Source organism: Kitasatospora sp. GAS1066B, from assembly GCF_041262605.1.
Classification (GTDB): domain Bacteria; phylum Actinomycetota; class Actinomycetes; order Streptomycetales; family Streptomycetaceae; genus Kitasatospora.
This window is the reverse complement of sequence record NZ_JBGCCO010000057.1, coordinates 1-23,166: the sequence shown is the minus strand read 5'-3', so window position 1 is coordinate 23,166 and position 23,166 is coordinate 1. Positions and strand designations below refer to the sequence as shown.

Genomic DNA, 23,166 nt, shown 5'->3' with positions numbered 1-23,166 from the left:
CGGAGCCGGCCGTGGTCCCCATGACGCTGCAACAGATCGCCGACGCCGTGGGCGGTGTGCTGTACGACGCACCCGACCCCGAGGCGACGGTCGACCGCCCGGCGGTGATCGACTCCCGGCTCGCCGAGCCCGGCTCGCTCTTCGTCGCGCTGCCCGGAGAGCACACCGACGGCCACCTCTTCGCCGGCCCGGCCGTGGCCGCCGGGGCGATCGCGGTGCTGGCGGCCCGGCCGGTGGGCGTGCCGGCCGTGGTGGTGCCCGACGTGCTGACCGCTCTCACCGAGCTGGCCCGCACGGTCGCCGCCCGGCTGACCGGTCCCGGGGCGGCCGGCGTCCAGGTGGTGGCGCTCACCGGGTCGGCGGGGAAGACCAGCACCAAGGACCTGCTCGCCCAACTGCTCGGCGCGCTGGACAGCACGGTGGCCACCGCCCGCTCCTTCAACAACGAGATCGGCCTGCCGCTCACCGTGCTCAGCGCCGAGGCCGGCACCCGCTACCTGGTGCTGGAGATGGGGGCCAGCCGGGCCGGGCACATCGCCCACCTGACCGGGATCGTGCCGCCCAGGGTGGGTCTGGTGACCAACGTCGGCACCGCCCACCTCGGGGAGTTCGGTGGCAGCAAGGAGGCGATCGCCGCCGCCAAGAGCGAGTTGGTGGCGGCGCTGCCGAGCGACGGGCTCGCGGTGCTGAACGCCGATGACCCGTATGTGATGTCGATGGCGGCTCGGACGACCGCCCCGGTGCTGACCTTCGGCCGGGCGGCCGGGGAGGTCCGGGCGGAGCAGATCGAGCTGGACCAGGCCGGGCGCCCGTCGTTCACCCTGACCTACCGGGGCGCGCGGGCCCGGGTCCGGCTCGGGATGTACGGCGAGCACCACGTGGCCAACGCCACGGCGGCCGCGGCGGTCGCCCTGGGACTGGGCGCCCAGCTCGCCCAGGTCGCCGAACTGCTCTGCGCGGCACGGCAACTGACGTCAGGTCGGATGGAGGTCAGCGAGCGCCCGGACGGCGTCACCGTGGTCAACGACGCCTTCAACGCCAACCCCGACTCGATGGCGGTGGCGCTGCGCGCGGTGGCGGCGATGGCCGGCGGGCGCCGGCGGGTGGTCGCGGTGCTGGGGGAGATGCGCGAGCTGGGCGCGGCCTCGATGAGCGAACACGCCGAGCTGGGGCGGCGGGTGGCGGCCTCGGGCGTCGCCCGGCTGATCGCGGTGGGCGGCGGCGAGGCTGCCCTGACGCACGGTGAGGCCGTGGCCGGCGGGGTGGCGAGCACGCTGGTGGCGGACCGGGAGGCGGCCCTCGAGCTACTGCTCGGCGAGCTGCGCCGCGGAGACCTGGTGCTGCTGAAGGGGTCGCACACCGCGGGCCTGGAGGAGGCCGCGCGGCGGCTCACCGAGCCGGTGACGGTGGGTAGTTGAGACCGGAGACAGGTGGGAGCCGCTGATTGCGCCGACCACGTCACAGGTCGGTGAGCGGGACTTCCGGGTCGGCCAGTTGCTGCGGGTCGACGGTGCGCCCGGAGCGGACCAGCTCGCGGATCGGGTCGGTGACGTCCCAGATGTTGACGTTCATGCCCGCGAGGACCCGGCCGTCCTTGAGCCAGAACGCGATGAACTCGCGCCCAGGGACGTCGCCGCGGAAGACCACCTGGTCGTAGCCGCCGGGTTCGACGTAGCCGGTGTACTCCATGCCCAGGTCGTACTGGTCGGTGTAGAAGTACGGCACCCGGTCGTAGGCGACCTGCTGGTCGAGCATCGCGCGGGCGGCGGTGCGGGGCTGGTGGACGGCGTTGGCCCAGTGCTCCACGCGGATCGGGCGGTCGTACAGCGGGTGCTGGGCCCTGGCCACGTCGCCCGCGGCGAAGATGTCCGGGTCCGAGGTGCGCAGGCTCGCGTCGGTGCTGATGCCGTCCGACACCGCCAGGCCCGCCTGCTCGGCCAGCGCCGTGCTCGGGCGGATGCCGACGCCAACCAGCACCGCCTCGGCCGGCACCACCGTGCCGTCGGCCAGTTGGACCCCCGTCACCGCGCCGTCCGCGCCCAGGATCTCGGTCACCTGGACGTTGAACCGGAACTCCACGCCGTGCTCCCGGTGCAGCTCGGCGAAGACCTCGGCGACCTCGCGGCCGAGCACCCGCAGCAGCGGCAGTTCGAGCGACTCCAGCACGGTGACCTCGACCCCGGCGGCCCGGGCGGCGGCGGTCACCTCCAGGCCGATCCAGCCCGCGCCGATCACCGCGATCCGGCTGGCGGACCGGAACAGCGCCCGCAGCTCGTCGCTCTCCGCCACTCGGCGCAGGTGGTGCACGCCCGCCAGCCGGGCCCCCGGTACCGGCAGGTGGCGCGGTGCGGCCCCGGTGGTGAGCAGCAGCCTGGCGTAGTCGAGGGTGCTGCCGTCGGCCAGCGTGAGCCGGTGGGCGGCCGGGTCCAGGTCGGTCACGGCGGTGCCCAGGCGCAGGTCGATCCGCTGCTCCTGGTACCACTCGGCGGGGTGCACGAAGATCTTCTCGCGGGGGTCCTTGCCGAGCAGGTAACCCTTCGACAGCGGCGGCCGCTCGTAGGGGAGTTCCTCCTCCTCGCCGATCAGCACCAGCGGGCCCTGGTACCCCTCCTCCCGCAGGGTCCGGGCCGCCTGGGCTCCGGCCAGGCCCGCTCCGACGATGACGTGGGCCGTGGCGGCGTCGTCCATGCTCGCTCCTTGCTCGCGATCGGGTGGCGCTCGGTGCGCCAGGGCGTGTCCCAGGTCCGGTGCGTCCATCAGAACCGGTCCGCGGCGGCGGAGCGAGCCTTGACACGCGAGCGCCGCCCGTTCGGGATCCTTCCCGGCGCGGGCGGCACCCGGCCGGCCTCAGGCGACGGACTCGCTCGTGGGCGGTCCGCCGAGGGCGTTGCGCTTGTGCGGCATCGTCAGCGTCATCATCCGCCGGCGCCCGCCGCCGAACCGCTCGTAGGCGTAGACCCCGTGCACACCGGCGGCGAGCACCGCGGCCTTCGCGCGCGGCCAGCGCAGGATGTCTCCCAGGTGCGCCAGCACGGCCAGGCTGACGTCCCGATAGGTGCGGATCTCGGCCTGCGAGGTCTCCTGAAGGATGGTCAGGATCAGCCGCCCGTGCCCGGTCGCCGCCAGCCGCAGCAACTCCTCGTGACAGTAGGCGAGGTGGTTGTCCTCGTCGGCGGAGATCATCCGAACCGCGCGCCCCACCTCCGGGTGACCGTCGAAGACCTTGCGCAGCAGCTGCATCTGCTCGGCCGCCCGCTGCTCGGTGACCCGGCTGTGCGCCAGGTAGACGATCACGTCCCGCTCGGTCAGCGGCTCGTCGCGGCGCAGCCTGGTGTGGGCCAGGCCGATGCCCTGGTGCTCCAGGATCATCGTGTAGTCGGTGTCGTCGGGTACCGGGACCGGTGGTAGGCCGCGCTTGTGCAGCAGGGCGTTGAAGATCCGGCCGTGCTTCTCCTCGTCGGCGCCGTGCCGGGCGATCTTCGGGGCGAGCTCCTGGTCCTCGACCAACTGGGCGATCCGCCCGTTCTCCCAGCCGCCCTGGTCCTCGCCCTTGGCGGCGATGGAGCAGAACAGCTGGAAGGCCTGGTCGTTGTCGTGGATCTCCTGGAACAGACTGCGGGCTGAGAGCACCTGGACCACCTTCGCGCGGGACCTGATCATCGATCAGTGAACGCAGCCCGGCACCCCGGCGGCAACAGCTGACCCGCCTGCTTGGCCCGTCCGGGGGACCGCCGTCGCGCGGACGGCCCGCATCGGCGGTCGACGCGGGCGATTGGCAACGGCTGTCAGTCGATCGGCACGGAGCGCAGGTCGCGCACCGTGCGGGCGAGCGTCCAGGCCGGGATCAGCAGCGCCGCCCCCGCCGCGATGGCGAGCGCCCCGGGGTGCGGGTGCGTCGTCGCGCTGCCGAGCACCAGGGCGCCGGCCAGGGTGGTCGCGGCGGCGAGCGTGCCCAGGCCCAGGCGCAGCCGGCCGGAGCCCGGTGCGAGCAGGACCGGCGCGGTGAGTGAGGCGAGGACCCGGCAGCACTGGACGGCGCCGATCGCGATCGCGCCCCACCAGGCGGTCGGCACGGCGTAGCGCCAGGGGGTGGCGGCGAGTGAACCCGGCGCCAGGTGGGCCGCGGCCAGCGCGCCGGCGCCGAGCAGCGCCGGGCCGCCGAGGCGGCGGACCACCACCTCGGCCAGCAGCAGGGCCGTGCTGCCGGTCAGCCTGGGCAGCGGGGCCACCAGCGCGAGGCCGAGCATCAGCAGGGTCAGGCAGGCGGTGGCCGGCCAGTGGCCGCTGGGCCGCACGGTCAGCGGCACGCCCTGCTCGGCGGCCAGCCGGCCGAGCCCGGCACTGGCCAGCACGGCGGCCACGCCCAGGGTCGCCGCCCGCTGCCCGCGCTGCAGGCGGGAGTCGGCCGGCCAGAGCAGCGGATGCAGCCACAGGTCCGCCATGGTGAGGATCAGCCCCGGCCAGGACCGCCAGCCGGCCGCCCTGGTCTCGGCCTCCAGCGCCTCGCCCCAGCGTTCGCGGAACGCGCCCGGGTAGAGCCTGACCAGGAGCTGATGAGGCCTCAATTCGTGCTCACCCCAAGGCTTTTCAGGCCAGCCCTGGCAACCTTGGCCATGGCGCGCAGCTCCTGCTCCAGCACCTGCCGGCCTTTGGGGGTCAGCCGCACCGGCCGCTGGCGCCCCTGCCCCTCGGCGGGCGTGATCAGCTCCTTGGCCTCCAGTCGGGTGAGCGCTCCGTAGAGGCTACCGGGCCCGAGCCGTTCGCCGACCAGCTCCTCGATCGCGCTGTTGATGGCGTAGCCATGCAGCGGCCCGTCCGCCAGTACGCACAGCACCAGCGTCTGGGCGTCGTTCGCCTGCATCGCGCGGCGCTCCCTTCCCCTCTCGGCCTGCGCGCTCACGATACTACGCGCTGGGTAGTACTTGCCGCGTAGTACGCGGTGTGTACTATTCGGGCCATGGCCGATGACGAGACCGTCGAACCGCCTTTGGTACCAGGTGCCGTGACGACATCTCAGCCGGCCCTGCCGAAAGGACTTGAACCATGCGGATGACCGACCCGCTCTACGCGCTCTACGCGCGCCGACTGCGCCGGCAGCTCAGGGACCGGCAGCGTGGCGGCCGGCTGCCCGAGCACATCGGTCTGATCATGGACGGCAACCGCCGCTGGGCCAAGCAGATGGGCATGGCCAGCCCCAGCCTCGGCCACAAGTACGGCGCCGAGCACGTCGAAGAGGTGCTCTCCTGGTGCGAGGCGTTGGAGATCAGGCACGTCACCGTCTTCGTCTGCTCCACCGAGAACCTGCGGCGTCGCGGCGATGCCGAGGTCGCCTTTCTGATGCGGCTGATCGAGCAGGTGGTGGCGGACAAGCTGGCCGGGCCCGACGCCCGCTGGCGGGTGCACATCGCCGGCACGCTGGACGTGCTGCCCGACTCCACGGCACACGTCCTCAAGCACGCCGTGGACGCGACGCGCGACTGCGCCACCGGCGCGCACGTCACCCTCGCCATCGGCTACGGCGGCCGCCAGGAGGTGATCGACGCCATGCGCGAGCTGATGACGGAGCGGGCCGAGGCCGGGGAGTCGCTGACCGACCTGGCGGCGAGCCTGACCGCCGAGGACCTCTCCGGGCACCTCTACACGGCCGGGCGTCCCGATCCCGACCTGGTGATCCGCACCAGCGGGGAGCAGCGGCTGTCCAACTTCCTGCTCTGGCAGAGTGCCTACGCCGAGTTGTACTTCTGTGAGGCCTACTGGCCGGCCTTCCGCGAGGTCGACTTCCTGCGCGCGGTGCGCAGCTTCGCCGCCCGTCAGCGCCGCTACGGCGGCTGACCTGCCGCAGTGGACCGACGGGCGCCGGATCGTCGCACCGCACGGCTGCGGACCGGTCGGTTGCGGGGCGGACCCGATCTCCGGGAGTCCGCCCGCCGTGCGGTGTGACGATGGCATGATGTCCCGGCCATGACTGCCACCCCCGTGATCGCGGCCGGGCCCGCACCGGGCCGGGCCGCCGCGCTCGACCTCCGCGTCCTGCGGGCCCTGCCCTTCGCGACGGTCAGCGTCGTGCTGGCCGTGGCCGGGCACGCGCTGGCCTCCGGTGCGGGGGTGCCGCTGGGCACGGTGCTGCTCGGGTGGGGGCTGACGGGCGCGGTGGCGGTCTGCGGGGGGCGGCGCGAGCGCTCGTTGCCCGCGATCACCGGCGCACTGGGGGCGGCTCAGTTGGGGCTGCACCTGCTCTTCCACCTCGCCCAGACGACGCGCGGGGCGGGCGGGCCGGGGATGACCGGGATGAGTGGCATGGCTGGCATGCCCGGCATGCCCGGCATGAGTGGCATGAGTGGCATGACCAAGGTGCCTGACCTGCCGGCAGCCGGCGCTCCCGTGGCGCCGCATGCTGTCGGTTGGGGCCACGCGCTGCTGCTCGGCCTCACTCCTGCCATGCTGGCCGGCCACCTGGCGGCCACCGTGCTGGCGGGCTGGTGGCTGCGGCAGGGCGAGGCGGCGCTCTGGCGGTTGGTCCGGCTCGCCGTTGCCACCGCTGAGGTCTGGGCGGTGGCGCCGCGCCGGGTACTCGCGCTCCACGCCGCGCTGCGCGAGGGACTCGGGGCGCGGTGGCGGCGTGCCGCCCGGCCGGTCCCGCCTCGCGCCGAGGCGCGGCGACTGCCGTCCGCGGCGCTGCTGCGGCACTGTGTGATCAGACGGGGACCGCCTGGCGGACCGGTCGGCTTGCGACCCCTCCGCCAGTCCTGATCACCGCCGCACGCACCGCCGCCCACTCGGGTGGGCGTGAGCGTGCCATGCCCCAGTACGGAGAACACATCCTCATGCGCAGGTCTCCAAAGTCCCGTTCCCGTTCCCGCGCCCGTCGCGCCGCCGCCGTCGCCGCGCTCGCCGGCGCCGCCGTGTTGCTGGTCGCCGGACCCGCCTCGGCGCACGTCACCGTCCAGCCGCCGAGCGTCGCGAAGGGCGCCACCGACCAGACGTTCGCGTTCCGCGTCCCCAACGAGGAGGACAGCGCCAACACGGTGAAGGTCGAGGTCGACTTCCCGACCGACCACCCGATTCCCTCGGCGCTGGTCGCGCCCGTGCCCGGCTGGACCGACCAGATCCAGACCACCAAGCTCGCCACCCCGATCCACACCGACGACGGCGACATCACCGACGTCGTCTCGCAGATCGTCTGGACCGGCGGCCAGATCACGCCGAACCACTACCAGGACTTCACGGTCGACTTCGGCGCCCTGCCGGACGGCACCGACCAGGTGGTCTTCAAGGCGCTGCAGACGTACAGCGACGGCAACATCGTGCGCTGGATCGACCTGCAGAAGCCCGGCCAGCCGGAGCCCGCGCACCCGGCGCCGGTGCTGAAGCTGACCGATCCCACCGCCGCTGCCGCCACCGTGGCGGCGCCGAAGAGCGGCAGCGACTCCACCGCCCGCGCGCTCGGCATCGCCGGCATCGTGGTCGGCGTGCTCGGCGCGGTGGCCGGGGTGCTGCTCGGCCGGCGTGGCAAGGGCGGTGGCGGCGACACCTCCGTGGCCTGATGCCCGCACCCGCCCTTCGCCGATCCGGCCGGTGTCCAGGTCAGGGCCGGGCCAGGCGGCGTTCGCCGGCGGCGCCGGTCTCGTAGGGCAGCTCGTAGTGGGCGAAGACTGCCGGCTCGTCCTCGGCCGGCAGCACGGCGTCGGTGCCGATCGACGGGGCGTCCTTGACCTGGTTGCGGGGGTACTGGACCTTCAGGTAGCCGGGCCCGACGGTGGCACCGGCGAGCGGGACGAACGCCAGGCGGTGCCGGGTCAGCAGGCCGACGGTGACGGTGGCGAAGGCCGGCAGATCGGTGCGGGTGTCGACGTAGATCGCCTCCAGCGGGCCGATCTTGCGGCCTTCAGGGTCGACCACGTCGTGGCCTCGCCACTCCCTGATGTCCTCTGGCTCGAACACCGTGTGACCCTCCTCATCGCGTGCGGCCGGGACCGAGCGGACCGATCGGGCCGGCCGTTCCATCGTCACGCGCCCGCGCCCGGGTGGCGCGCCGAGGCGCGCGGGCGCTGTGAGCGCGCAACGGTCGGCGCCGTGCAACACACCCGACACCGGAGGTCGTTCCGGCAGGGGGCCGTGGCGGGGGCTAATGGCGGTACGACCTCGGAACACTCCGGTGGTCGGTCGTGACTCTCCGCTCTCCGGCCCCCCCCAGGGTCCAGTCTCCTGAAGGAACGTCATGTCCAGCCTGGTGAACCCCGTGCTCGCGCGGGTCCTCGTCTCCGCCTTCCAACTGTCCGACGACGCGCTGCTGCCGACCGCGACGCTGGAGGAGCTGGGCCTCGACTCGCTGGCCGTCGTCGAGCTCAGCGACATCCTCGCCGAGGAGCTCGGCGTCGCGATCGTCGACGGCGAGCTGGCCGCGGCGGCGTCGCTGGGCCGGATCGGCGAGCTGCTCGGTGAGCTGTCCGGTGCCGACCGTGACGCCACGGCGCAGCTGCCGTGAGCGCGGAGATCGCCGTCACCGGGGTCGGCGTGGTCAGCCCCGCCGGGATCGGGGCCCAGGCGTGCTGGCGGCAGGTCTGCCTGGGCGCGCCCACCGCTGCCGTCGACCCCGAACTGCGCGGACTGCGACCGGACTTCTCCTGCCGGGTGCCCGAGTTCGACGCCGCCGCGCGGCTCGGCGCCGGCCTGGCCAGGCGGACCGACCGGTTCACCCGGTTCGCGCTGCTCGCCGCCCGGGAGGCCGTCACGCAGGCCGGCCACGACCCGGCGGGCTGGGATCCGGCGGGCTGGGACGGCACGAGGGTCGCCGTGGTGACCGGCTCCGCCTTCGGCGGGGTGGGCACGCTGGTCCGGCAGGCCGGGGTGCTGGCCGAGCGTGGCGCCGGGCGGGTCTCGCCGCTCACCGTGCCGCTGGTGATGGCCAACATGAGCGCCGGGCAGCTCTCCGCCGCGTTCGGCGCGCGCGGGCCCAGTCTGGCCGTCGCGACCGCCTGCGCCTCCGGTGCCACGGCGCTCGGGGTGGCCCGCGATCTGCTGCGGGCCGGAGCCTGCGACGTGGCGCTGGCCGGCGGCACCGAGGCGGCCGTCGACCGGCTGACGGCCGCCGCCTTCGCCCGCCTGGACGCGCTCGCGCCGGGGCACCAGGACCCAGCGGGCGCGTCCCGCCCGTTCGACGCCGAGCGGCGCGGCTTCGTGCTGGCCGAGGGCACGGCGATGCTGGTCCTGGAGCGGCTCGCCGACGCTCGGGCGCGCGGGGCGCGGGTGCTCGCCCGGCTGGTCGGCTACGGCGCCGCCGCCGACGCCTACCACCCGACGACCCCGCACCCGGCCGGGCTCGGTCTGGAACTCGCGCTGCGCCGCGCGCTGGCGGACGCGGGTGCCCGACCGGACGAGGTCGACCATGTCAACGCGCACGCGACCGGGACGCCGCTCGGTGACCTGGCCGAGGCGCGGACCCTGCACCGGCTGTTCGGCGCCACGCCGGTCACCGCCACCAAGGGCGCGCTCGGCCACACCCTGGGCGCGGCCGGCGCGATCGAGGCCGTGCTGACCGTGCTGACGGTGGCCGAGGGGCTGATCCCGCCGACCGCCAACCTGGTGAAGCAGGACCCCGAGATCGAGCTGGACGTGGTGCGCGACGCGCCGCGGCCGGCTCGGATCGAGCTCGCGCTGAGCGACTCGGCCGGCTTCGGCGGGCAGAACGCGGTCCTGGCCTTCGCGGCGGCCTGAGCGCCCGGACGACCCCACGGACGAACGCACGGACGACCCCACGGATGAACACACGGATGAGGACGCTGATGAGTACCCGGCCGAAGGTGCTGCTGGTGCCGGGGATCGGATCGCTGGTGCCCGGCAGCCTCGCTCCACACGCTGGTCGGCCGCCGGTGCGCGAGCTGCTGGCCCGGCTGGCGGCGCTGCCGCCGGGGGCGGCGGCTGCCGCGCTGCTCACGGGCGCGGTCGACCGGGCCGCGCCGCCGCCGGACGAGGTGTGCGCCCAACTGGCCGGCTACGCGCAGGCGGTCGCGTTCTGCGCGATGGCCGGGACCTGGCCGGTGCGGGCAGTGCGGCCGGAGCGGGCGGTCCGGACGGTGCTGCTCGGGCACAGCCTGGGCGAGCTCGCCGCCTTCGCGGCCGCCGGTGTGCTGACGTTCGAGGACGGTGCGCGGCTGCTGCTGGCCTGCCTGCGCCTGCGGGCCGAGCTGGGGGCGCCGGCAGGCGGGTTGCTGGTGCTGCGGCTGCCGGCCGCCTCGGCCGGGCTGCTGCTGGCCCGGGCCGAGCTGCCGGGGCTGGTGCTGGCCTGCGACAACGGCCCCGAGCAGAGCGTGGTCGGCGGACCGCGGCCGGCCGTCGAGGCGCTCGCGGCGCTGGCCAGGGCCGACGCCGTCACCTGCACCCTGCTGCCCACCCGCACGCTCTTCCACAGCCCTGAGCTGGCACCGGTCGCGCGCCGGGTCCGGGCGCTGGCCGAGACGGTGGCGTTCCGGGCGCCCCGGGTGCCGGTGCACGACCCGCTGTCCGGCCGGCCGTACCGGTCGGCCGCGGAGTTCCGTGACGGGGTGACCCACCATCTGGTGCACCCGGTCCCGTTCCGTCGTTGCGTGGCTCTGCTGCGGGCGGCCGGCGTCGCCGAGTTCGCGGAAGCCGGACCGCGCGCGCTGCTCAGCCGGTTGACGGCCGAGCAGCGGGACGTGGCGGTCAGGCCGGGGTGAACGGGCTGGGCGGCTTGGGGATGCCGGCCAGGCCGCCGTCGGGGACCGAGACGCCGCCGTCCAGCAGCAGGGCGTGGCCGGTCAGGTAGCCCGCGGCGGGGGAGGCGAGGAAGAGGGCGGCGGCGGCCACCTCGGCCGGCTCGGCCCAGCGGCCGAGCGGGACGTGGGCCAGCAGCCAGTCGCTGAGCGGGCCGTTGGTGTGCGCGAAGGCCGTCATGTCGGTGCGGGTCCAGCCCGGGCACAGGGCGTTCACCCGGATGCCCTGGCGGGCCCAGCCGACCGCCAGGCTGCGGGCCAGCGAGACCTGGGCCGCCTTGGAGGCCGCGTACGCCTCCATCATGGGCGTGCCGATCACCCCGGCCACCGAGGACATCAGCACCAGGTTGCCCGCTTCGCTCGCCGCCAGGTGCGGGTGCGCGTGGCGGCAGAGCGCGGCGGTGGCGTTCAGGTTGATCGCCACCACCTCGTCCCAGGCCTGTTGCGGCAGTTGCTGAAGCGGCGTCAGCAGTGGTGCGCCGTCCGGTTGCGAGGGCAGGATCCCGGCGTTGTGCACCACCAGGTCCAGACCGCCGAGCAGCCGGGCCGCCTCGTCGACCACCCAGCCGGGCTCCTCTGGTATCGCCAGGTCCCCGGGCACCAGGACCGCCGGGGTGCCGAGCGCCGCGACCTGCTCGGCGGTCGCCTTCAGCGCCTGCGCGCTGCGGGCGCTCAGCGCCAGCCGGGCGCCGGCCTGGGCGAAGGCGACGGCCACCGCGCGGCCGATCCCGCGCGAGGCGCCGGTGATCAGCGCACGGGTGTTGTCGAGGCGGAAGCTGTTGAGCGTGCTCATGCGGGGCTCCTCGGTGGTGAGAGTGGTGAGAGTGGTGAGAGTGGTGACCGTGGTGCTGGTGGGGCTGCTGGCGCTGGTGGTTCCGGCAGGGCGATGGCCGGGGCGCCGGTCCAGGTCAGCAGGGTGCGGCCCCAGGTCAGGCCGGCGCCGAAGACGCAGATCAGGACCTTGGCCCCGGCGGGCAGCGCCCGCGTGGCGGCGGCCGAGGCGAGCGCGAACGGGGCCGAGGCGGCGCCGATGTTGCCGGTCCGGTCCCCGGTGACGATCAACCGTTCGGCCGGGACGCCGATCTCGGCACCGAGCCGGCGCAGCAGCACCGGGTTGGGCTGATGGGCGATGACCGCGTCGATCGCGTCGAGCTTCAGCCCGTGCTCCTGAAGGCACTCGGCGACCAGCCGGGGGAAGACCACGGTGATGAAGTCGCGCACGGCCCGGCCGTCCATGTGGATCCGGTGGCCGCCGTCGGCCAGGCTGGCCGGCCCGGCGGGTCGGCGGCTGCCGCCCGCCGGGATCAGCACGTGGTGGGCGCCCCGGCCGTCCGAGCCGAGCCGGAAGCCGTGGAAGCCGGTGCCCGGCGGCACTTGGCCGAGCACGGCCGCCGCCGCGCCGTCGGCGAAGAGCACGGCGGTGCCCCGGTCGGCCGGGTCGATGAACTTGGAGTAGGCCTCGACGCCGACCACGGCGGCGTACCGGGTCCCGGGGTCGGCGCCCAGCCAGTCGTGGGCGACCTTGGTGGCGAAGAGCCAGCCGGAGCAGGCGGCGCTCACGTCCAGCGCGGTCGCGCGCTCGGCCCCCGTCAGGGCCTGCACCCGGCAGGCGGTGGCCGGGCCCAGCTCGTCCGGTGTGGAGGTGGCGACGATCAGCAGCCCGAGGTCCGCCGGGCCGATCCCGGCGGCCAGACAGGCGGCCCGCACGGCCTGGGCGGCCAGGTCGGAGGCGGCCTCGCCGGGTGCGGCGACGTGGCGTCGGCGCACCCCGGTCCGCTCGGTGATCCAGGCCGCGCTGACCCCGGCCGCGGCGGCCACCGCCTCGTTGCCGCGCACCTCGGCGGGCAGGTAGCTGCCCATGCCGAGGATGCCGATGGGCGTGCGGTTCACCGGGCACCTCGTGGCCAGTCGAGCGCCGCACCGAGTGCGGCGGCGTAGTCGGGCGCGCCGAGCGGGACGTCGGCTCCGGCGGCGCCGGGGTCCAGGGCTTCGGCGATCGCGGGCAGTTGTGGGGTCAGCTCGTCGCAGAGCTGGTCCATGGCGGCCGGCAGCCGTCGGGCCGCGCCGGGCGTGAGCAACTCGGCGGCGAGCAGCGGGCCGGACAGGCGGCGGGCCTGGACCAGGCCGTACAGGGCGGCCAGGGTGGTCAGCGGGTCCCGGGGGCCGGCGGTGGCGGGCTCGGTGGCCGAGGCCGGCGCCGCGGCGACCGCGTCGGCGGCCAGGCCCTGCGCGGCGACCTCGCCGAGCCGCAGCGCCTGGTCCAGCAGCGGGTTCCACAGCGTCAGGTCGCGGGTGCCCTGCGCCTCGTGGCGTCGCAGGTCGGCGTGGAGCTCGGCGGCCAGCCGGTGCCGCAGCACCGCCGCCGCGCGCGGCCACCAGGCGGGGTCGGTGAGGTCGGTCGGGGGTGGTGGCGGCGCCTGGTCCGGCGGTCGCTCCGCCAGTGCGCGGCCCGCGTCCAGCAGGATCAGCGTGTTGTCGCCGCCCGCGTTCTCGAACGCCCGGGCCAGACCCAGGTAGCCGGACAGCCGGTTGATCGCGAAGAAGCCGGACACCCCGCAGCGGTGCTGGCACTCGCCGACCAGCCGCGCGGTGCTGCGGGTGGCCAGCGCCTTGTGCAGGGCCAGCGACGGGTCGACCGCCGCCCAGGGCGAGAAGGTCATGGCATGCGAGGCGCCGACGCTCGGCGCTCCCGCCGCCCAGCCGGCCAGCGCCTGCGCCGCCGCCCGGCGCAGCGCCAGGGCCTCGGCCAACGCACCGAGCACGGCGTGCTGTTGGGTCCGGTAGGCGAGCACAGGGGCGCCGGGTGCCAGGCCGCCGTGCGAGCGCCGGCTCACGCTGAAGCGCCAGGTGAGGACGGCGCTGCGTGCGGCCAGCGCGGCCATCGCGGACGGCAGGGTGGCCCAGAGCGCCTGGCCGACGCTCAACGTCCGCCGCAGCCGCGCCTGGGCCCCGCCGACCGCGTCGTGGAGCGTCCCGTCGGGGGTCAGGACGGCGCCGTCCCGCAGCCAACTCCGGTACGGCAGCCGGAGCTGCTGGAAGCGGACGGCGGCGTAGGGCAGCGGCAGCGCGTCGAGCGTGATGGGGCTGGAGATCGACACCCCGGGGACCGGCCGGCCCCGCTCGTCGGTGAGGTCCACCAGGAAGGAGAACACCCCCGCGTCCTGGCCGGCGCAGATCAGCCGGGCGCAGACCGCGGCCTTCTGCGGCAGGCCCCGGGCGGCGACGCTGGAGAACTTCGCGGCTCGCGGGTCGGGCGTGTGCAGCGTGAACTCGCGTGCCGCCGGGTCGAATCGGGCCGTGGTCCGGATGCCCAGGTGGCTGCTCGCGTCGCCCAGCTCGGTCACCAGGAACGACCCCTTGGCGCGGGCGTGCGCGAGGTCCCCGCCGGGGTCGGCGTCGGGCGAGCCGAGCAGCGCCACCGATCCGGCGCACAGGATGTAGTGGGAGAGGAAGGTCTGGTAGAGCGGCGGGTCGGCCAGCGCGGTGGCCGCGCTGAGCGCGGCCAGCAGGGCGGGGTCGGCGAGCACCTCGGCGGCCGGCGGTAGCGTCGCGGCGAGTTGACGGAGCATCAGATGGGCGCTGAGGTCGTCGGCCAGCGGGTCCGGCTCGGTGGCGAGCCGGCGGCTCTTCAGCAGGCCGGCGAGCCGGTCGGTGAGCTGGGCGGCGAGTTGTTCGGTGAGTTGTTCGGTGGGCTCGGGGTCGTCGATCGGGTTCGGCCGGCCGCTGATCGGTGTCATCGGTTTCATGGCGCTGCCCTTCGGGCGGGGTCGGTCTGCGTCGCGGCGGCATCGCCGCCGATCGCGGTGCTGGGGCTGATCCGGTTGCGGCTGGTGGGGAAGTTCAGCTCGGCCAGCGGTGCGCGGGCCTCGGCGGCCGGCACGACGCGCCGGATGCTCCCGCTCAGCGCCTGCCCGGTGCCGGTCTCCAGCACGAGCGTCCCCGGGCCGACCGCCCGGCGCAGGACCGGTGGCAGCTCGGCGGGGCGGACCAGGCAATTGGCCAGCGCGCGCGGCAGGTCGCTGGTCGGGGCGTAGGCCCGGCCGGCCACCGCGGAGTGGACCGGCAGCCGCACCGGTGCGAACGGCAGCGAGCGGGCGTAGGCCTCGAACTCGGCGGCCTGCCGGTGCAGTCCCGGGTGGTGCGCGCGAAACGGCAGCCGCAGCCGGGTCGTCTCGATCCCCGCGGTCCGAGCCGCCCGCTCGGCGTCCAGCAGGGCCGCCGGCGGTCCTGAAACCACCGTCTCGCCAGGGTCGTTGACGCAGGCGACGACCACCTCGCGGGCTCCGCACCGGGCCAGCAGCGCGCGCACGCGAGGGGCCGAGGCGTGCAGCACGGTCAGTCCGCCGTCCGCGCTGTGCAGCAACTGGCCCAGCCGGCAGGAGAGTCGGGCACCGTCCGCGACCCGCAGCGCACCGGCGGCGGTCAGCGCCGGGATCTCGCCGAAGCTGACCGCGAACAGCCGGTCGGCCGGCAGCCCGCGCCCGCTCAGGAGCCGGTGGACGGCCAGGCAGACGCCGAACAGGGCGAGTTGGGCCGTGCCCGGCGCCTCGGCGGCCAGTGTGGCACCGCTCGGCGGGGTGGAGTCGAGCAGCCGGGGCCCGAGCGGCCGGACGTCGAACTCCGCGCCGACCGGGTCAGCGACGCCGAAGACCTCGGCCACCGCCGTTCGCAGCTGCGGGAGAGCCGCCAGCGCGCGAGCCAGCGGGGAGAGCGGGAAGTCGCCCTGGCCGGGGAAGGCGTGGACGATCGGCCGCCGGACCGCGCGGTCACCGGGACGGGGCATGGCGGTCGCTCCTTCGGGTGCTGGGTCTGGCCGGTGGGTGAGGGCAGGTGGTGAGGCCGGCTCGGTGGCGCCGGGCGATGGTGTCGGCCGGTGCTGCCCAGCCAACAGCACCGCCGTCGGCCGCCGGGGCCGGCCGGCGGGGCCAAGGTGTTGAGCGCGGACGGACGTTGCGCGACCGACCCGGCTGATGGTGCGTCAGATGGGTTCGCTCCGGCGCACGGGCGGATCGCCGGTGTCGGCCCGGCGGCGCCGCACGCCTGCCGGTCTCTCCACGCGCCACTCGCGCCGTGATCGTGCGCGGTACCACCCTGGGGTGTGAGAGCGCAGGGCGCTCGGTCGCCTCCCACAAGGACAGCAGCGATGACCGCTACCCGTGTCCCCAACCAGCACCTGCGCGCCCTGCTGGCCGAAGCCGGCTGGAGCGGCGAGGAGTTGGCCAGAGCCGTCAACCGGGCCGGGGCGGCCGACGGCTACCGGTTCCGCTACGACCGCACCGCCGTCGCGCACTGGCTCAGCGGCTCGCGCCCCGCCGCCCCCGTCCCGGCGCTGGTCGCCGAGGTGCTCTCCCGGACGCTCGGCCGCACGGTCGAGGTGGCCGACACCCGGCTGGCCCGCCCGTCCGGCCGCACCGCGGCGGCGGCCGGGACGCCGGAGCAGGGGACCGCCGAACCGATCGGCGCGTTGCTGGCCCGCCTGGCCGAGGCCGCCGCCGACCCGCCCGGCGTCGCCGGTCCGGTCTACTCGCTGGCCCGTCGCCTGATTCCCGCCTACCCGGCCCCTGCCGGGGTCCGCCTGCTGCCGCCGGCCGCGCCCGCGTCCTCGGCGGCCACCCGGGTCGGCGGCGCCCACCTGCGCCTGGCCCGCGACCTGACGGCGCTCCTGCTGGTCGCCGACGAGGCGCTGGGCGCCGACCGTTGCCGCCCGGTGCTGACCGGCCTGCTCGCCACGGTGCTGTCCGACTGGCTGCGGGCCCCGGCCGCGCCCGCCGTGCGGCGTGAACTGCTGCTCGTCACCAGCCGGCTGTCCTACCTGGCCGGCTTCGGCTGCTTCGACGGCCAGCGCCAGGGCGCGGCCCAGGCGTACTACCGGCTGGCCGGGCAGCTGGCCGCCGAGGCGGCCGACCCCCGGCTGCACGCCATCGCGCTGCGCGGCCTCAGCGTGCAGGCCCACTACCTCGGCCGTCGCCGCCGGGCCCGCGAGCTGGCGGACGCTGCCGGCGCCCATCTGGCACTGCTGACGCACCGTCAGAAGGCTTTCGTGCTGGGTCAGCAGGCGCTGGGCGCGGCCGGCTGCGGTGACCGGGCCACCGCCTTCGCCCAACTCGCGCGGGCTCAGCGCTCCTTGGAACGCGCGGAACCCGCGTCGCTGGATCTGGCCGGCTACCACTGGGCCGCCTACGCGCACCAGGAGGCCGAGGTGCTCGCCGCTCTCGGCGACACCGCGGGCGCGGTCCGGTCGCTGACCCGTTCGCTGCGCGAACGCCCACCCGGCGAACGCCGGGCCCGTGCCACCACCAACGCGCGCCTCGCCCAACTCCTGCTCGACCGCGGCCTGCTCGACCGCGCCTGCGCCACCTGGCACGCCGTGCTGGACGACTACCCCCTGCTCGCCTCCGCCCGGCTGCGCACCGCCGTCACCACCATGCACGCCCGGCTGCGGCCGCACGCGGGGAGCCCGGCGGTGCGGGCACTGCTGACCCGGGCGGCGCTGGTGGTGGGCGTGGCGGGGCAGCTGGCGTCCGGCGGCTGACCGGCACCGCCGCCCGTTGGGTGTCTCAGAAGAGTGCCTGCTGCGCGCCCGTCGGCGCCGGGCGGCGGCGGTCGGCCAACAGCAGGCCGGCGCACGGGGCGTCCTGGCCGGCAGTGAGGGTCCAACCGGCCAGCCGGCGGGTGTCCAGCAGGAGTGGCTGCGGGTCGGCGGGGGTGTCGAGGAAGAGGTGCCGGCCGATCGGGGCGCGCAGCTCGCCGCTGAGCGTCGCGCCGTCGCTGAGGGCGGTGATGGCGCGGTAGGCGGCCGGGGCGCCCGCCGTCAGGCCGAAGAGCGGGCGCTGATCGACCACCGGGTGCTCGGGGTAGCGGTCCAGGGCATGGCCGGCCAGCAGCTCCAGGGCCCGGGCGCGGCCGGCAGTCAGCTCCTGGTGCGCGCTGCGCTGCTCCGGAAGGCGCCACCAGTGCTCGACCTTCGTGCGCACCGGGAAGCGCTCACGGGCGATCCGGGCGCCGGAGACGGTCAGTTCGGCGCGGCGGACGGCCGGCAGCGGGCCGCCGGCGAGGATGGTGAACGCGATCGCCGCCTGTTCGGCGAGCCGGCTGGTGCCGCGATGGGCGCCGGTGAGGCCGACCTTGAGCAGGCCGGTGCCGAACCACGCCAGGTAGAGGCGGTAGTCCCGCCCGTCGTCCAGCACCTGATCGCGGGCCAGCCGCAGGCCGTGGTCCGCGCTCTGGCAGGCCGGGCACTGGGCACTGGCTGCTGCGGGCTCGACGGTGGCGCCGTGCGGGCAGGGCCGCTGCCCGACCTCGCTGCCGAGCCAGGCGCCGACACACCGCCGCGGACCGAGCAGGCGCCAGCTGACCCGAGTCCCGGCGGTGAGTTCGCGGACGTGCTCGCGGGTGCCGCAGGTGGCCGTCAGGGCTGCTCGGGCGCCGTCCCAGCGCAGCCCGTGGGCGAGCCAGCCGCTCATCGGCTCCGCACCGCCTTTCGCTGGTCTGCCGTCGCGCTGTCGTGCTCTTGCGGTCTCGTGCTCTCGTGCTCTCGTAGTGCGGGTGAGGCTACCGTCCGGCACTGACAGCTCAGCTGGGAATGGGCCGCCGAGTGTCGGGGCGCGCTGCTACGCTGGTCAACATGAGCTTCCTGAAGCATGCCGCAGAGACGACGACGCCGGACCAAGTCCCGGCGCGCTGACAGCTGCTTCTGTCCGACCAGCCCCGGGGCGAGTGCCCCGGGGCTTCGTCGTACCGGCACTCGCTCCACCATCGCGAGGAGTGCCCACCATGAACGACCAGCAGCGCCAAGACGTCTGTGACCGCGACCGCCCCGACCACCGCAAGCTCGGCCGCGAGCTGGAACTGTTCGACACCGACCCGCTGATCGGCGCCGGCCTGCCCTACTGGCTGCCCGCGGGGGCCGCCGTGCGGCACGCGCTGGAGGAGTACGTGCGCGAGCTCGAGCGCCGGGCGGGCTACCGGCACGTCTACTCGCCGGTGCTCGGCAAGCGTGAGCTGTACGAGATCTCGGGCCACTGGGCGCACTACCGCGAGGACATGTTCCCGCCCATGGAACTGGGCGGCGACGAGGTGGTGCTGCGGCCCAGCCTCTGCCCGCACCATGCGGTGATCTTCCGCTCCCGGGCCCGCAGTTACCGCGAACTCCCGCTGCGGATGGCGGAACTGGGCGGCATGTACCGCGCGGAGCGGTCCGGGGTGCTGGGCGGGCTGACCCGGGTCCGGTCGATCCAGCTCAACGACGCGCACATCTTCTGCACCCTGGACCAGGTCGCCGAAGAGGCCAGGGCCGCGCTGGGGTTGATCCGCGAGGCCTATCGGGCCCTCGGCATCGAGGCGGTGCGCTACCGCCTCTCGCTGCCCGGCGCCGGGAACAAGTACGTGGCCGACCCGGCGATGTGGCAGCGCGCGGCCGACCTGCTGGTCGGTGTGCTGGCGGAGGCCGGGATCGACTACGAGAGCGCGGAGGGCGAAGCCGCGTTCTACGGGCCGAAGATCGACGTGCAGATCGCCGACCCGGCCGGGCGCGAGGCGACCCTCTCCACCATCCAGGTCGACTTCCACCAGCCCGCCCGGTTCGACCTGCGGTACATCGGGCCGGACGGCGCCAAGCACCGTCCGGTGATGGTGCACCGCGCGGTGATCGGCAGTGTCGAACGGGCGGTCGCGCACCTGATCGAGCAGCACGCGGGCGCCTTCCCGGCCTGGTTGGCGCCGGTGCAGCTGGTCGCGCTGCCGGTCGGTGACGCCGAGCTGCCGGCCGCCGCGGCGCTGGTCGAGCGGTGCCTGGCAGCCGGACTGCGCGCCGAGTTGGCGGATCCGGAGGAGGGCAGCCTGGGGGCCAGGATCCGGGCTGCCCGGCTGGTGCCGTACCAGGCGGTGATCGGTGGGCGGGAGGCGGTCGCGGGGTCGGTCGCGCTGCGGCTGCGGGACGGGCGCCGGCCGGCCGAGCTGCCGGTCGCCGGGGCGGTCGCCCGGATCCGGCAGGCGGTGGTGGCGCGGCGGATCGAGCTCTGGGACGACGCGGCGCGGGCTGACCAGGTAGCGATCGGCCGCCGCCCCGGCTGAACAGGTAGCGATTGGGAAGATCGGCAGGTGATCTGATGAACAGTCAGCTATCGTGCCAGGTCGGCGAGTCGACGGGCGACTGTCAGTGCCGGGTGCAAGGCTGGGCGGCGCCAGAGAGTAACCAGTCACCCATCAGCTCTTGAGAGGGCAGGCGCCATGCTCACCACCGACTTCGTGCCCGGCTCCCCGTGTTGGATCGATCTCGGCGCGCCGGATCTCGCCGCCGCCATCGCGTTCTACCAGGCGGCGCTCGGCTGGGAGGCCGAGTCCGCCGACCCGGAGGCGGACGGTTACAGCCTCTTCCGGGTGGCCGGCAAGGCGGTCGCCGCCGTGGGGCGGCTCACCGAGCCGGGCGCCCGGTCGGCCTGGACGATCTACTTCAGCACCCCTGATCTGGACGCGCTGACCGAGGCCGTCCGGCAGGCCGGCGGCGTCGTGCGGCTCGCCCCGACCGAGGCCGGCAAGGAGGGGCGGCTGGCCCAGTTCACCGACCCGCAGGGCGGCCAGTTCGCGGCCTGGCAGTCGACCGGCATGCCGGGCTTCGAGCTCGCCGACGAGCCCGGCGCTCTCTGCTGGACCGAGCTCTACACCATCGACGCGGCCGGCGCGAAGCGCTTCTACGGCGGCCTCTTCGGCTGGCAGACCACCGACGTCCCGATGCCCGGCGCCGAGGGGACGTACACCCTGCTGGCCCCCGCCGCCCTGCCGCCGGAGCGACAGTTCGGCGGCCTGCTGGAGCTGGCGCCCGAGGACCTCCCGCTGACCGGCGGCCTGCCCTACTGGCACCCCGTCTTCACGGTGGCCGACTGCGACGCGACGGTCGCCAAGGTCACCGCGCACGGCGGCACCCTCCAGATGGGTCCGGTCGACGCCCCGAACATCGGTCGGATGGCGGTCTGCGTCGACCCGGCGGGTGCGGATTTCGTGGTGCTCACGCCGCCGAAGGGCTGATCGGGAAGCGGCTTCCACTCTGCTGACGGACCGTCAGAGTTCCGGTGCCAGCTGGGCCCAAGGCCGTTCGGCCTCCAGTTGGGTGGCGAGCGCGAGCAGCGTGCCCTCGCCACCCAGCGGGCCGACGAACTGGACGCCCAGCGGCAGCCCGTCCGGGGTCCGGTAGGTCGGCACGCTCATCGCCGGCCGGCCGGTGAGGTTGGCCAGTTGGGTGTACGGCGTGGCCGACAGGTTGGCGATCACCGCGCGTTCCCAGGCCTTGGTGCCGACCAGGGTTCCCAGGAGCCCCAGCCGCAGCAGCACGGAGGCCACCGCGCGGACCGGTCGGGGCGTGTCGAGTTCGCCGATCCGGACGGCGGGCCGGGCCAGCGTCGGGGTGAGCAGCAGGTCGTACCGGGAGTGGAAGGCGGCCAGCTCGCGGTTGTAGCTGTTCCAGCGCTGGTGGGTCGCGTAGTAGTCGGGCGCCCGCAAGGCGCGACCGGCGGCGGCCAGCACGTGGGTGTCCAGCTCGAAACCGTCCCGACCCGCGCCGGTGGTCCGGCGGATCTCGTCCACGGTGTGGGCGAGTTGGACGCACCACATGGACAGGAAGTCGAGCGCCAGGCGGTGCTCGTCGATGCCGGTCTCGGCGGGCTCGACGTGGTGGCCGAGCGCGCCGAGCAGCTCGGCGGCGTCCTCGACGGCGGCCACGGCCTGCGGGTGCACCGCGGTGCCGAGCGGGGAGCGGGTGCTGAAGCCGATCCGCAGCCGCTCGGGCGCCCGGCGGGCGAGTTCGGCGTACGGCGTGGCGGGGCGGGCGGTGAGGTAGGGACCGCCCGGGTCGGAAGCGGCGGTGAGCACGTCGAGCATCGCCGCCGAGTCGCGCACGCTGCGCGAGAGCACTCCGTCGGTCGCGGCGCCCATCAGGTGCTCGGCGGCCAGCGGTCCGGCCGGGACCAGACCGCGCCCCGGCTTGAGGCCGAAGAGCCCGCAGCAGGCGGCCGGTATCCGGATCGAGCCGCCGCCGTCGTTCGCCCCCGCCATCGGCACGATGCCGGCGGCGACGGATGCCGCCGACCCGCCCGAGGAGCCGCCGGGAGTGCGGGCCAGGTCCCACGGATTGCGGGTCGGGCCGTTCGCCTCCGGCTCGGTGATGCCCTTGGCGCCGAACTCCGGCGTGTTGGTCTTGCCGAACACCACCAGCCCGGCCGCCAGCCAGCGGCTCACCACCTCGCTGTGCCGCTCGGCAGGGCGGTCGCGCAGCGCCCGGCAGCCGCTGCCGGTGGGCAGCCCGGCGTAGTCCTGCATCAGGTCCTTGAGCAGGAACGGCACCCCGGCGAACGGCCCGGTCAGCGGGCCGGCGGCACGGCTCCTGGCCGGCTCGTGCATCGGCCGCACGATGGCGTTCAGCCTGCCGTTGACGGCCTCGGCCCGGGCGATCGCCAGCTCGAGCAACTCGGCCGCGGTCACCTCACCCGCGGCGACGAGCCCGGCCAGGCCCACGGCGTCGTGGCTGCGGTACTCGGTGTAATCCACTGGGCGGTCCTCCGGGACGGACGGTGACGGGTCGTCGGGGATCGTACGCGTGGCCGCCCGTCGTCAGGAAGGGCACCGGCGCTGCCCGGCGGTGCTCGTGGTGACCTGGCCGTACCTACCGCGTCGCGCAGTACGCCGGCTGAGCGGACGGGGCTCAGGCCGCGCGGGCCCGGTGCAGCGAGGCGGCCTTGGCCAACGTGGCGAGGCCCCGGCCGTTCAGCGGACCGCCAACCGCCACCTGATCTCCCCGTCATGCCACTGGCCCGTGGGAGTGAGTCCGGCTGCGGTGGCGACGGCGGCGGATGCCTTGTGGTCGGGGTGGATGTGGGCGATGACCGTGTCCACCGGGTTGCTCTGGAGCCAGGTGACGAGTCCTCTGGCCGCTTCGGTGGCGATGCCGCGCCGTTGCCAGGGGCTCCCCACCACCCAGGCGATCTCCGCGGTGGCTGCGCGCTCGTCGGCGGTGACCGTCGCCTGTACGGTGCCGGTCAGGCAGGCTGCGGTGCGGAGTTGGATCGCCCAGTTGCACCAGGATTCGGCGGGGTCGGGTGAGCCGGCGACCCAGCGTTCGTAGCGGGCGCGCAGGGCCTGTGCAGTGTCCGGCGTGCCGCCGATGAAGGTGTGCAGGCCGGGGTCGGACAGTACGGTGGCCATCTCTTCGGCGTGCTCGACCTGCAGGGGCAGCAAGGTCAGCCGGTCGGTGTGGATGGTTTCGGGCCTGAGAGTGATCACGCTGCCTCCTGGTCGGAACGTGCGATGAGTATGCCGCCGGACAGGACCTAGGGGTGGCGCCAGGTGTGACGCTAGTAGGGCTTGGTCAGGTTCGTGTGGGTGTGGGTATGTCGCGGTGGCAGGTAGGGCATGCGCCGGCCCAGGTGGCGAGGAGTAACTGCAGCTC

General features: G+C 75.1%; 22 protein-coding genes. 10 read left to right on the top strand and 12 right to left on the bottom strand.

Features of this window, described 5'->3' with window-relative positions:
- Nucleotides 1-11: 11 nt before the first annotated feature.
- Nucleotides 12-1,418 (top strand): UDP-N-acetylmuramoyl-tripeptide--D-alanyl-D-alanine ligase, encoded by a 1,407-nt coding sequence (gene murF, locus ABH937_RS36505; protein ID WP_370220715.1) that lies wholly within the window; start codon nucleotides 12-14, stop codon nucleotides 1,416-1,418.
- A 40-nt stretch (nucleotides 1,419-1,458) separates the two neighbouring features.
- Here murF and ABH937_RS36500 read toward each other — a convergent pair whose 3' ends face one another.
- From ABH937_RS36500 to ABH937_RS36485, 4 genes are all read right to left on the bottom strand, one after another.
- Complete coding sequence (locus ABH937_RS36500) at nucleotides 1,459-2,688, bottom strand: NAD(P)/FAD-dependent oxidoreductase (RefSeq protein WP_370220714.1); 1,230 nt, start codon at nucleotides 2,686-2,688, stop codon at nucleotides 1,459-1,461.
- A 159-nt stretch (nucleotides 2,689-2,847) separates the two neighbouring features.
- The gene (locus ABH937_RS36495; protein ID WP_280693668.1) at nucleotides 2,848-3,630 is read right to left on the bottom strand and encodes a ferritin-like domain-containing protein; all 783 of its coding nucleotides are present in this window, start codon (nucleotides 3,628-3,630) and stop codon (nucleotides 2,848-2,850) included.
- 155 nt (nucleotides 3,631-3,785) lie between these two features.
- On the bottom strand, nucleotides 3,786-4,565 hold the full coding sequence (locus ABH937_RS36490) for a hypothetical protein (protein WP_280693669.1): 780 nt from the start codon (nucleotides 4,563-4,565) through the stop codon (nucleotides 3,786-3,788).
- Nucleotides 4,562-4,861 carry a PadR family transcriptional regulator gene (locus tag ABH937_RS36485; RefSeq protein ID WP_280693670.1) on the bottom strand — a complete coding sequence of 100 codons (300 nt, stop codon included), beginning with the start codon at nucleotides 4,859-4,861 and terminating at the stop codon, nucleotides 4,562-4,564. Before ABH937_RS36485 ends, ABH937_RS36490 begins: the two co-directional genes overlap by 4 nt.
- Before the next feature lie 182 nt (nucleotides 4,862-5,043).
- Here ABH937_RS36485 and uppS point away from each other — a divergent pair, with 182 nt between their 5' ends.
- The 3 genes from uppS (at nucleotide 5,044) to ABH937_RS36470 (ending at nucleotide 7,544) form a co-directional block, all read left to right on the top strand.
- Nucleotides 5,044-5,832 (top strand): polyprenyl diphosphate synthase, encoded by a 789-nt coding sequence (gene uppS, locus ABH937_RS36480; RefSeq protein WP_370220713.1) that lies wholly within the window; start codon nucleotides 5,044-5,046, stop codon nucleotides 5,830-5,832.
- A gap of 129 nt (nucleotides 5,833-5,961) precedes the next feature.
- Nucleotides 5,962-6,750, top strand: a complete 789-nt coding sequence (locus tag ABH937_RS36475; RefSeq protein ID WP_370220712.1) for a hypothetical protein — start codon at nucleotides 5,962-5,964, stop codon at nucleotides 6,748-6,750.
- Between the two features lie 74 nt (nucleotides 6,751-6,824).
- Nucleotides 6,825-7,544: a YcnI family protein gene (locus tag ABH937_RS36470; RefSeq protein WP_370220711.1), complete on the top strand. Its 720-nt coding sequence runs from the start codon at nucleotides 6,825-6,827 to the stop codon at nucleotides 7,542-7,544.
- Nucleotides 7,545-7,584: 40 nt separating this feature from the next.
- Here the strand turns inward: ABH937_RS36470 and ABH937_RS36465 are convergent, their stop codons facing one another.
- Nucleotides 7,585-7,941, bottom strand: a complete 357-nt coding sequence (locus tag ABH937_RS36465) for a PRC-barrel domain-containing protein (protein WP_370220710.1) — start codon at nucleotides 7,939-7,941, stop codon at nucleotides 7,585-7,587.
- 277 nt (nucleotides 7,942-8,218) lie between these two features.
- Here ABH937_RS36465 and ABH937_RS36460 point away from each other — a divergent pair, with 277 nt between their 5' ends.
- From ABH937_RS36460 to ABH937_RS36450, 3 genes are all read left to right on the top strand, one after another.
- Nucleotides 8,219-8,485 carry an acyl carrier protein gene (locus ABH937_RS36460; RefSeq protein WP_280693675.1) on the top strand — a complete coding sequence of 89 codons (267 nt, stop codon included), beginning with the start codon at nucleotides 8,219-8,221 and terminating at the stop codon, nucleotides 8,483-8,485.
- Complete coding sequence (locus ABH937_RS36455; protein WP_370220709.1) at nucleotides 8,482-9,714, top strand: beta-ketoacyl synthase; 1,233 nt, start codon at nucleotides 8,482-8,484, stop codon at nucleotides 9,712-9,714. Before ABH937_RS36460 ends, ABH937_RS36455 begins: the two co-directional genes overlap by 4 nt.
- Nucleotides 9,715-9,782: 68 nt before the next feature.
- On the top strand, nucleotides 9,783-10,694 hold the full coding sequence (locus ABH937_RS36450; RefSeq protein ID WP_370220708.1) for an ACP S-malonyltransferase: 912 nt from the start codon (nucleotides 9,783-9,785) through the stop codon (nucleotides 10,692-10,694).
- Here the strand turns inward: ABH937_RS36450 and ABH937_RS36445 are convergent.
- Genes ABH937_RS36445 through ABH937_RS36430 form a run of 4 tightly spaced genes read right to left on the bottom strand, consistent with a single transcriptional unit; the run spans nucleotide 10,681 to nucleotide 15,513 of the window.
- Nucleotides 10,681-11,523, bottom strand: a complete 843-nt coding sequence (locus ABH937_RS36445) for an SDR family NAD(P)-dependent oxidoreductase (RefSeq protein ID WP_370220707.1) — start codon at nucleotides 11,521-11,523, stop codon at nucleotides 10,681-10,683. The two genes, ABH937_RS36450 and ABH937_RS36445, sit on opposite strands and share 14 nt — an antisense overlap.
- Nucleotides 11,520-12,620 (bottom strand): 3-oxoacyl-ACP synthase III family protein, encoded by a 1,101-nt coding sequence (locus ABH937_RS36440; protein WP_370220706.1) that lies wholly within the window; start codon nucleotides 12,618-12,620, stop codon nucleotides 11,520-11,522. Before ABH937_RS36440 ends, ABH937_RS36445 begins: the two co-directional genes overlap by 4 nt.
- Entirely contained in the window at nucleotides 12,617-14,467 is a 1,851-nt protein-coding gene (locus tag ABH937_RS36435; protein ID WP_370220705.1) for an acyl-CoA dehydrogenase, read from the bottom strand. Before ABH937_RS36435 ends, ABH937_RS36440 begins: the two co-directional genes overlap by 4 nt.
- A gap of 5 nt (nucleotides 14,468-14,472) precedes the next feature.
- Nucleotides 14,473-15,513 (bottom strand): ACP S-malonyltransferase, encoded by a 1,041-nt coding sequence (locus tag ABH937_RS36430; protein WP_280693681.1) that lies wholly within the window; start codon nucleotides 15,511-15,513, stop codon nucleotides 14,473-14,475.
- A gap of 360 nt (nucleotides 15,514-15,873) precedes the next feature.
- Here ABH937_RS36430 and ABH937_RS36425 point away from each other — a divergent pair, with 360 nt between their 5' ends.
- On the top strand, nucleotides 15,874-17,262 hold the full coding sequence (locus ABH937_RS36425) for a hypothetical protein (RefSeq protein ID WP_370220704.1): 1,389 nt from the start codon (nucleotides 15,874-15,876) through the stop codon (nucleotides 17,260-17,262).
- A 25-nt stretch (nucleotides 17,263-17,287) separates the two neighbouring features.
- Here ABH937_RS36425 and ABH937_RS36420 read toward each other — a convergent pair whose 3' ends face one another.
- Nucleotides 17,288-18,193, bottom strand: coding sequence for a DUF2797 domain-containing protein (locus ABH937_RS36420; RefSeq protein WP_280693683.1), 906 nt, complete (start codon nucleotides 18,191-18,193; stop codon nucleotides 17,288-17,290).
- A gap of 310 nt (nucleotides 18,194-18,503) precedes the next feature.
- On the opposite strand from ABH937_RS36420, the gene thrS reads away from it, so the two are divergent.
- Nucleotides 18,504-19,802 (top strand): threonine--tRNA ligase, encoded by a 1,299-nt coding sequence (thrS, locus tag ABH937_RS36415; RefSeq protein WP_370220703.1) that lies wholly within the window; start codon nucleotides 18,504-18,506, stop codon nucleotides 19,800-19,802.
- A 156-nt stretch (nucleotides 19,803-19,958) separates the two neighbouring features.
- A complete protein-coding gene (locus ABH937_RS36410; RefSeq protein ID WP_370220702.1) occupies nucleotides 19,959-20,753 on the top strand; it encodes a VOC family protein in 795 nt (264 codons plus the stop codon).
- A gap of 33 nt (nucleotides 20,754-20,786) precedes the next feature.
- Here the strand turns inward: ABH937_RS36410 and ABH937_RS36405 are convergent, their stop codons facing one another.
- Nucleotides 20,787-22,268 carry an amidase gene (locus ABH937_RS36405; protein WP_370220701.1) on the bottom strand — a complete coding sequence of 494 codons (1,482 nt, stop codon included), beginning with the start codon at nucleotides 22,266-22,268 and terminating at the stop codon, nucleotides 20,787-20,789.
- Nucleotides 22,269-22,484: 216 nt separating this feature from the next.
- Complete coding sequence (locus tag ABH937_RS36400; protein ID WP_280693687.1) at nucleotides 22,485-23,000, bottom strand: GNAT family N-acetyltransferase; 516 nt, start codon at nucleotides 22,998-23,000, stop codon at nucleotides 22,485-22,487.
- Nucleotides 23,001-23,166 lie beyond the last annotated feature (166 nt).

What these genes read in the sequence shown, in the direction of transcription:
- ABH937_RS36500 (WP_370220714.1), bottom strand. Translation starts at nt 2,688, where the DNA reads ATGGACGACGCCGCCACGGCCCACGTCATCGTCGGAGCGGGCCTGGCC.
- ABH937_RS36485 (WP_280693670.1), bottom strand. Translation starts at nt 4,861, where the DNA reads ATGCAGGCGAACGACGCCCAGACGCTGGTGCTGTGCGTACTGGCGGAC.
- uppS (WP_370220713.1), top strand. Translation starts at nt 5,044, where the DNA reads ATGCGGATGACCGACCCGCTCTACGCGCTCTACGCGCGCCGACTGCGC.
- ABH937_RS36475 (WP_370220712.1), top strand. Translation starts at nt 5,962, where the DNA reads ATGACTGCCACCCCCGTGATCGCGGCCGGGCCCGCACCGGGCCGGGCC.
- ABH937_RS36470 (WP_370220711.1), top strand. Translation starts at nt 6,825, where the DNA reads ATGCGCAGGTCTCCAAAGTCCCGTTCCCGTTCCCGCGCCCGTCGCGCC.
- ABH937_RS36460 (WP_280693675.1), top strand. Translation starts at nt 8,219, where the DNA reads ATGTCCAGCCTGGTGAACCCCGTGCTCGCGCGGGTCCTCGTCTCCGCC.
- ABH937_RS36450 (WP_370220708.1), top strand. Translation starts at nt 9,783, where the DNA reads ATGAGTACCCGGCCGAAGGTGCTGCTGGTGCCGGGGATCGGATCGCTG.
- ABH937_RS36445 (WP_370220707.1), bottom strand. Translation starts at nt 11,523, where the DNA reads ATGAGCACGCTCAACAGCTTCCGCCTCGACAACACCCGTGCGCTGATC.
- ABH937_RS36435 (WP_370220705.1), bottom strand. Translation starts at nt 14,467, where the DNA reads ATGACACCGATCAGCGGCCGGCCGAACCCGATCGACGACCCCGAGCCC.
- ABH937_RS36430 (WP_280693681.1), bottom strand. Translation starts at nt 15,513, where the DNA reads ATGCCCCGTCCCGGTGACCGCGCGGTCCGGCGGCCGATCGTCCACGCC.
- ABH937_RS36425 (WP_370220704.1), top strand. Translation starts at nt 15,874, where the DNA reads ATGACCGCTACCCGTGTCCCCAACCAGCACCTGCGCGCCCTGCTGGCC.
- ABH937_RS36420 (WP_280693683.1), bottom strand. Translation starts at nt 18,193, where the DNA reads ATGAGCGGCTGGCTCGCCCACGGGCTGCGCTGGGACGGCGCCCGAGCA.
- thrS (WP_370220703.1), top strand. Translation starts at nt 18,504, where the DNA reads ATGAACGACCAGCAGCGCCAAGACGTCTGTGACCGCGACCGCCCCGAC.
- ABH937_RS36410 (WP_370220702.1), top strand. Translation starts at nt 19,959, where the DNA reads ATGCTCACCACCGACTTCGTGCCCGGCTCCCCGTGTTGGATCGATCTC.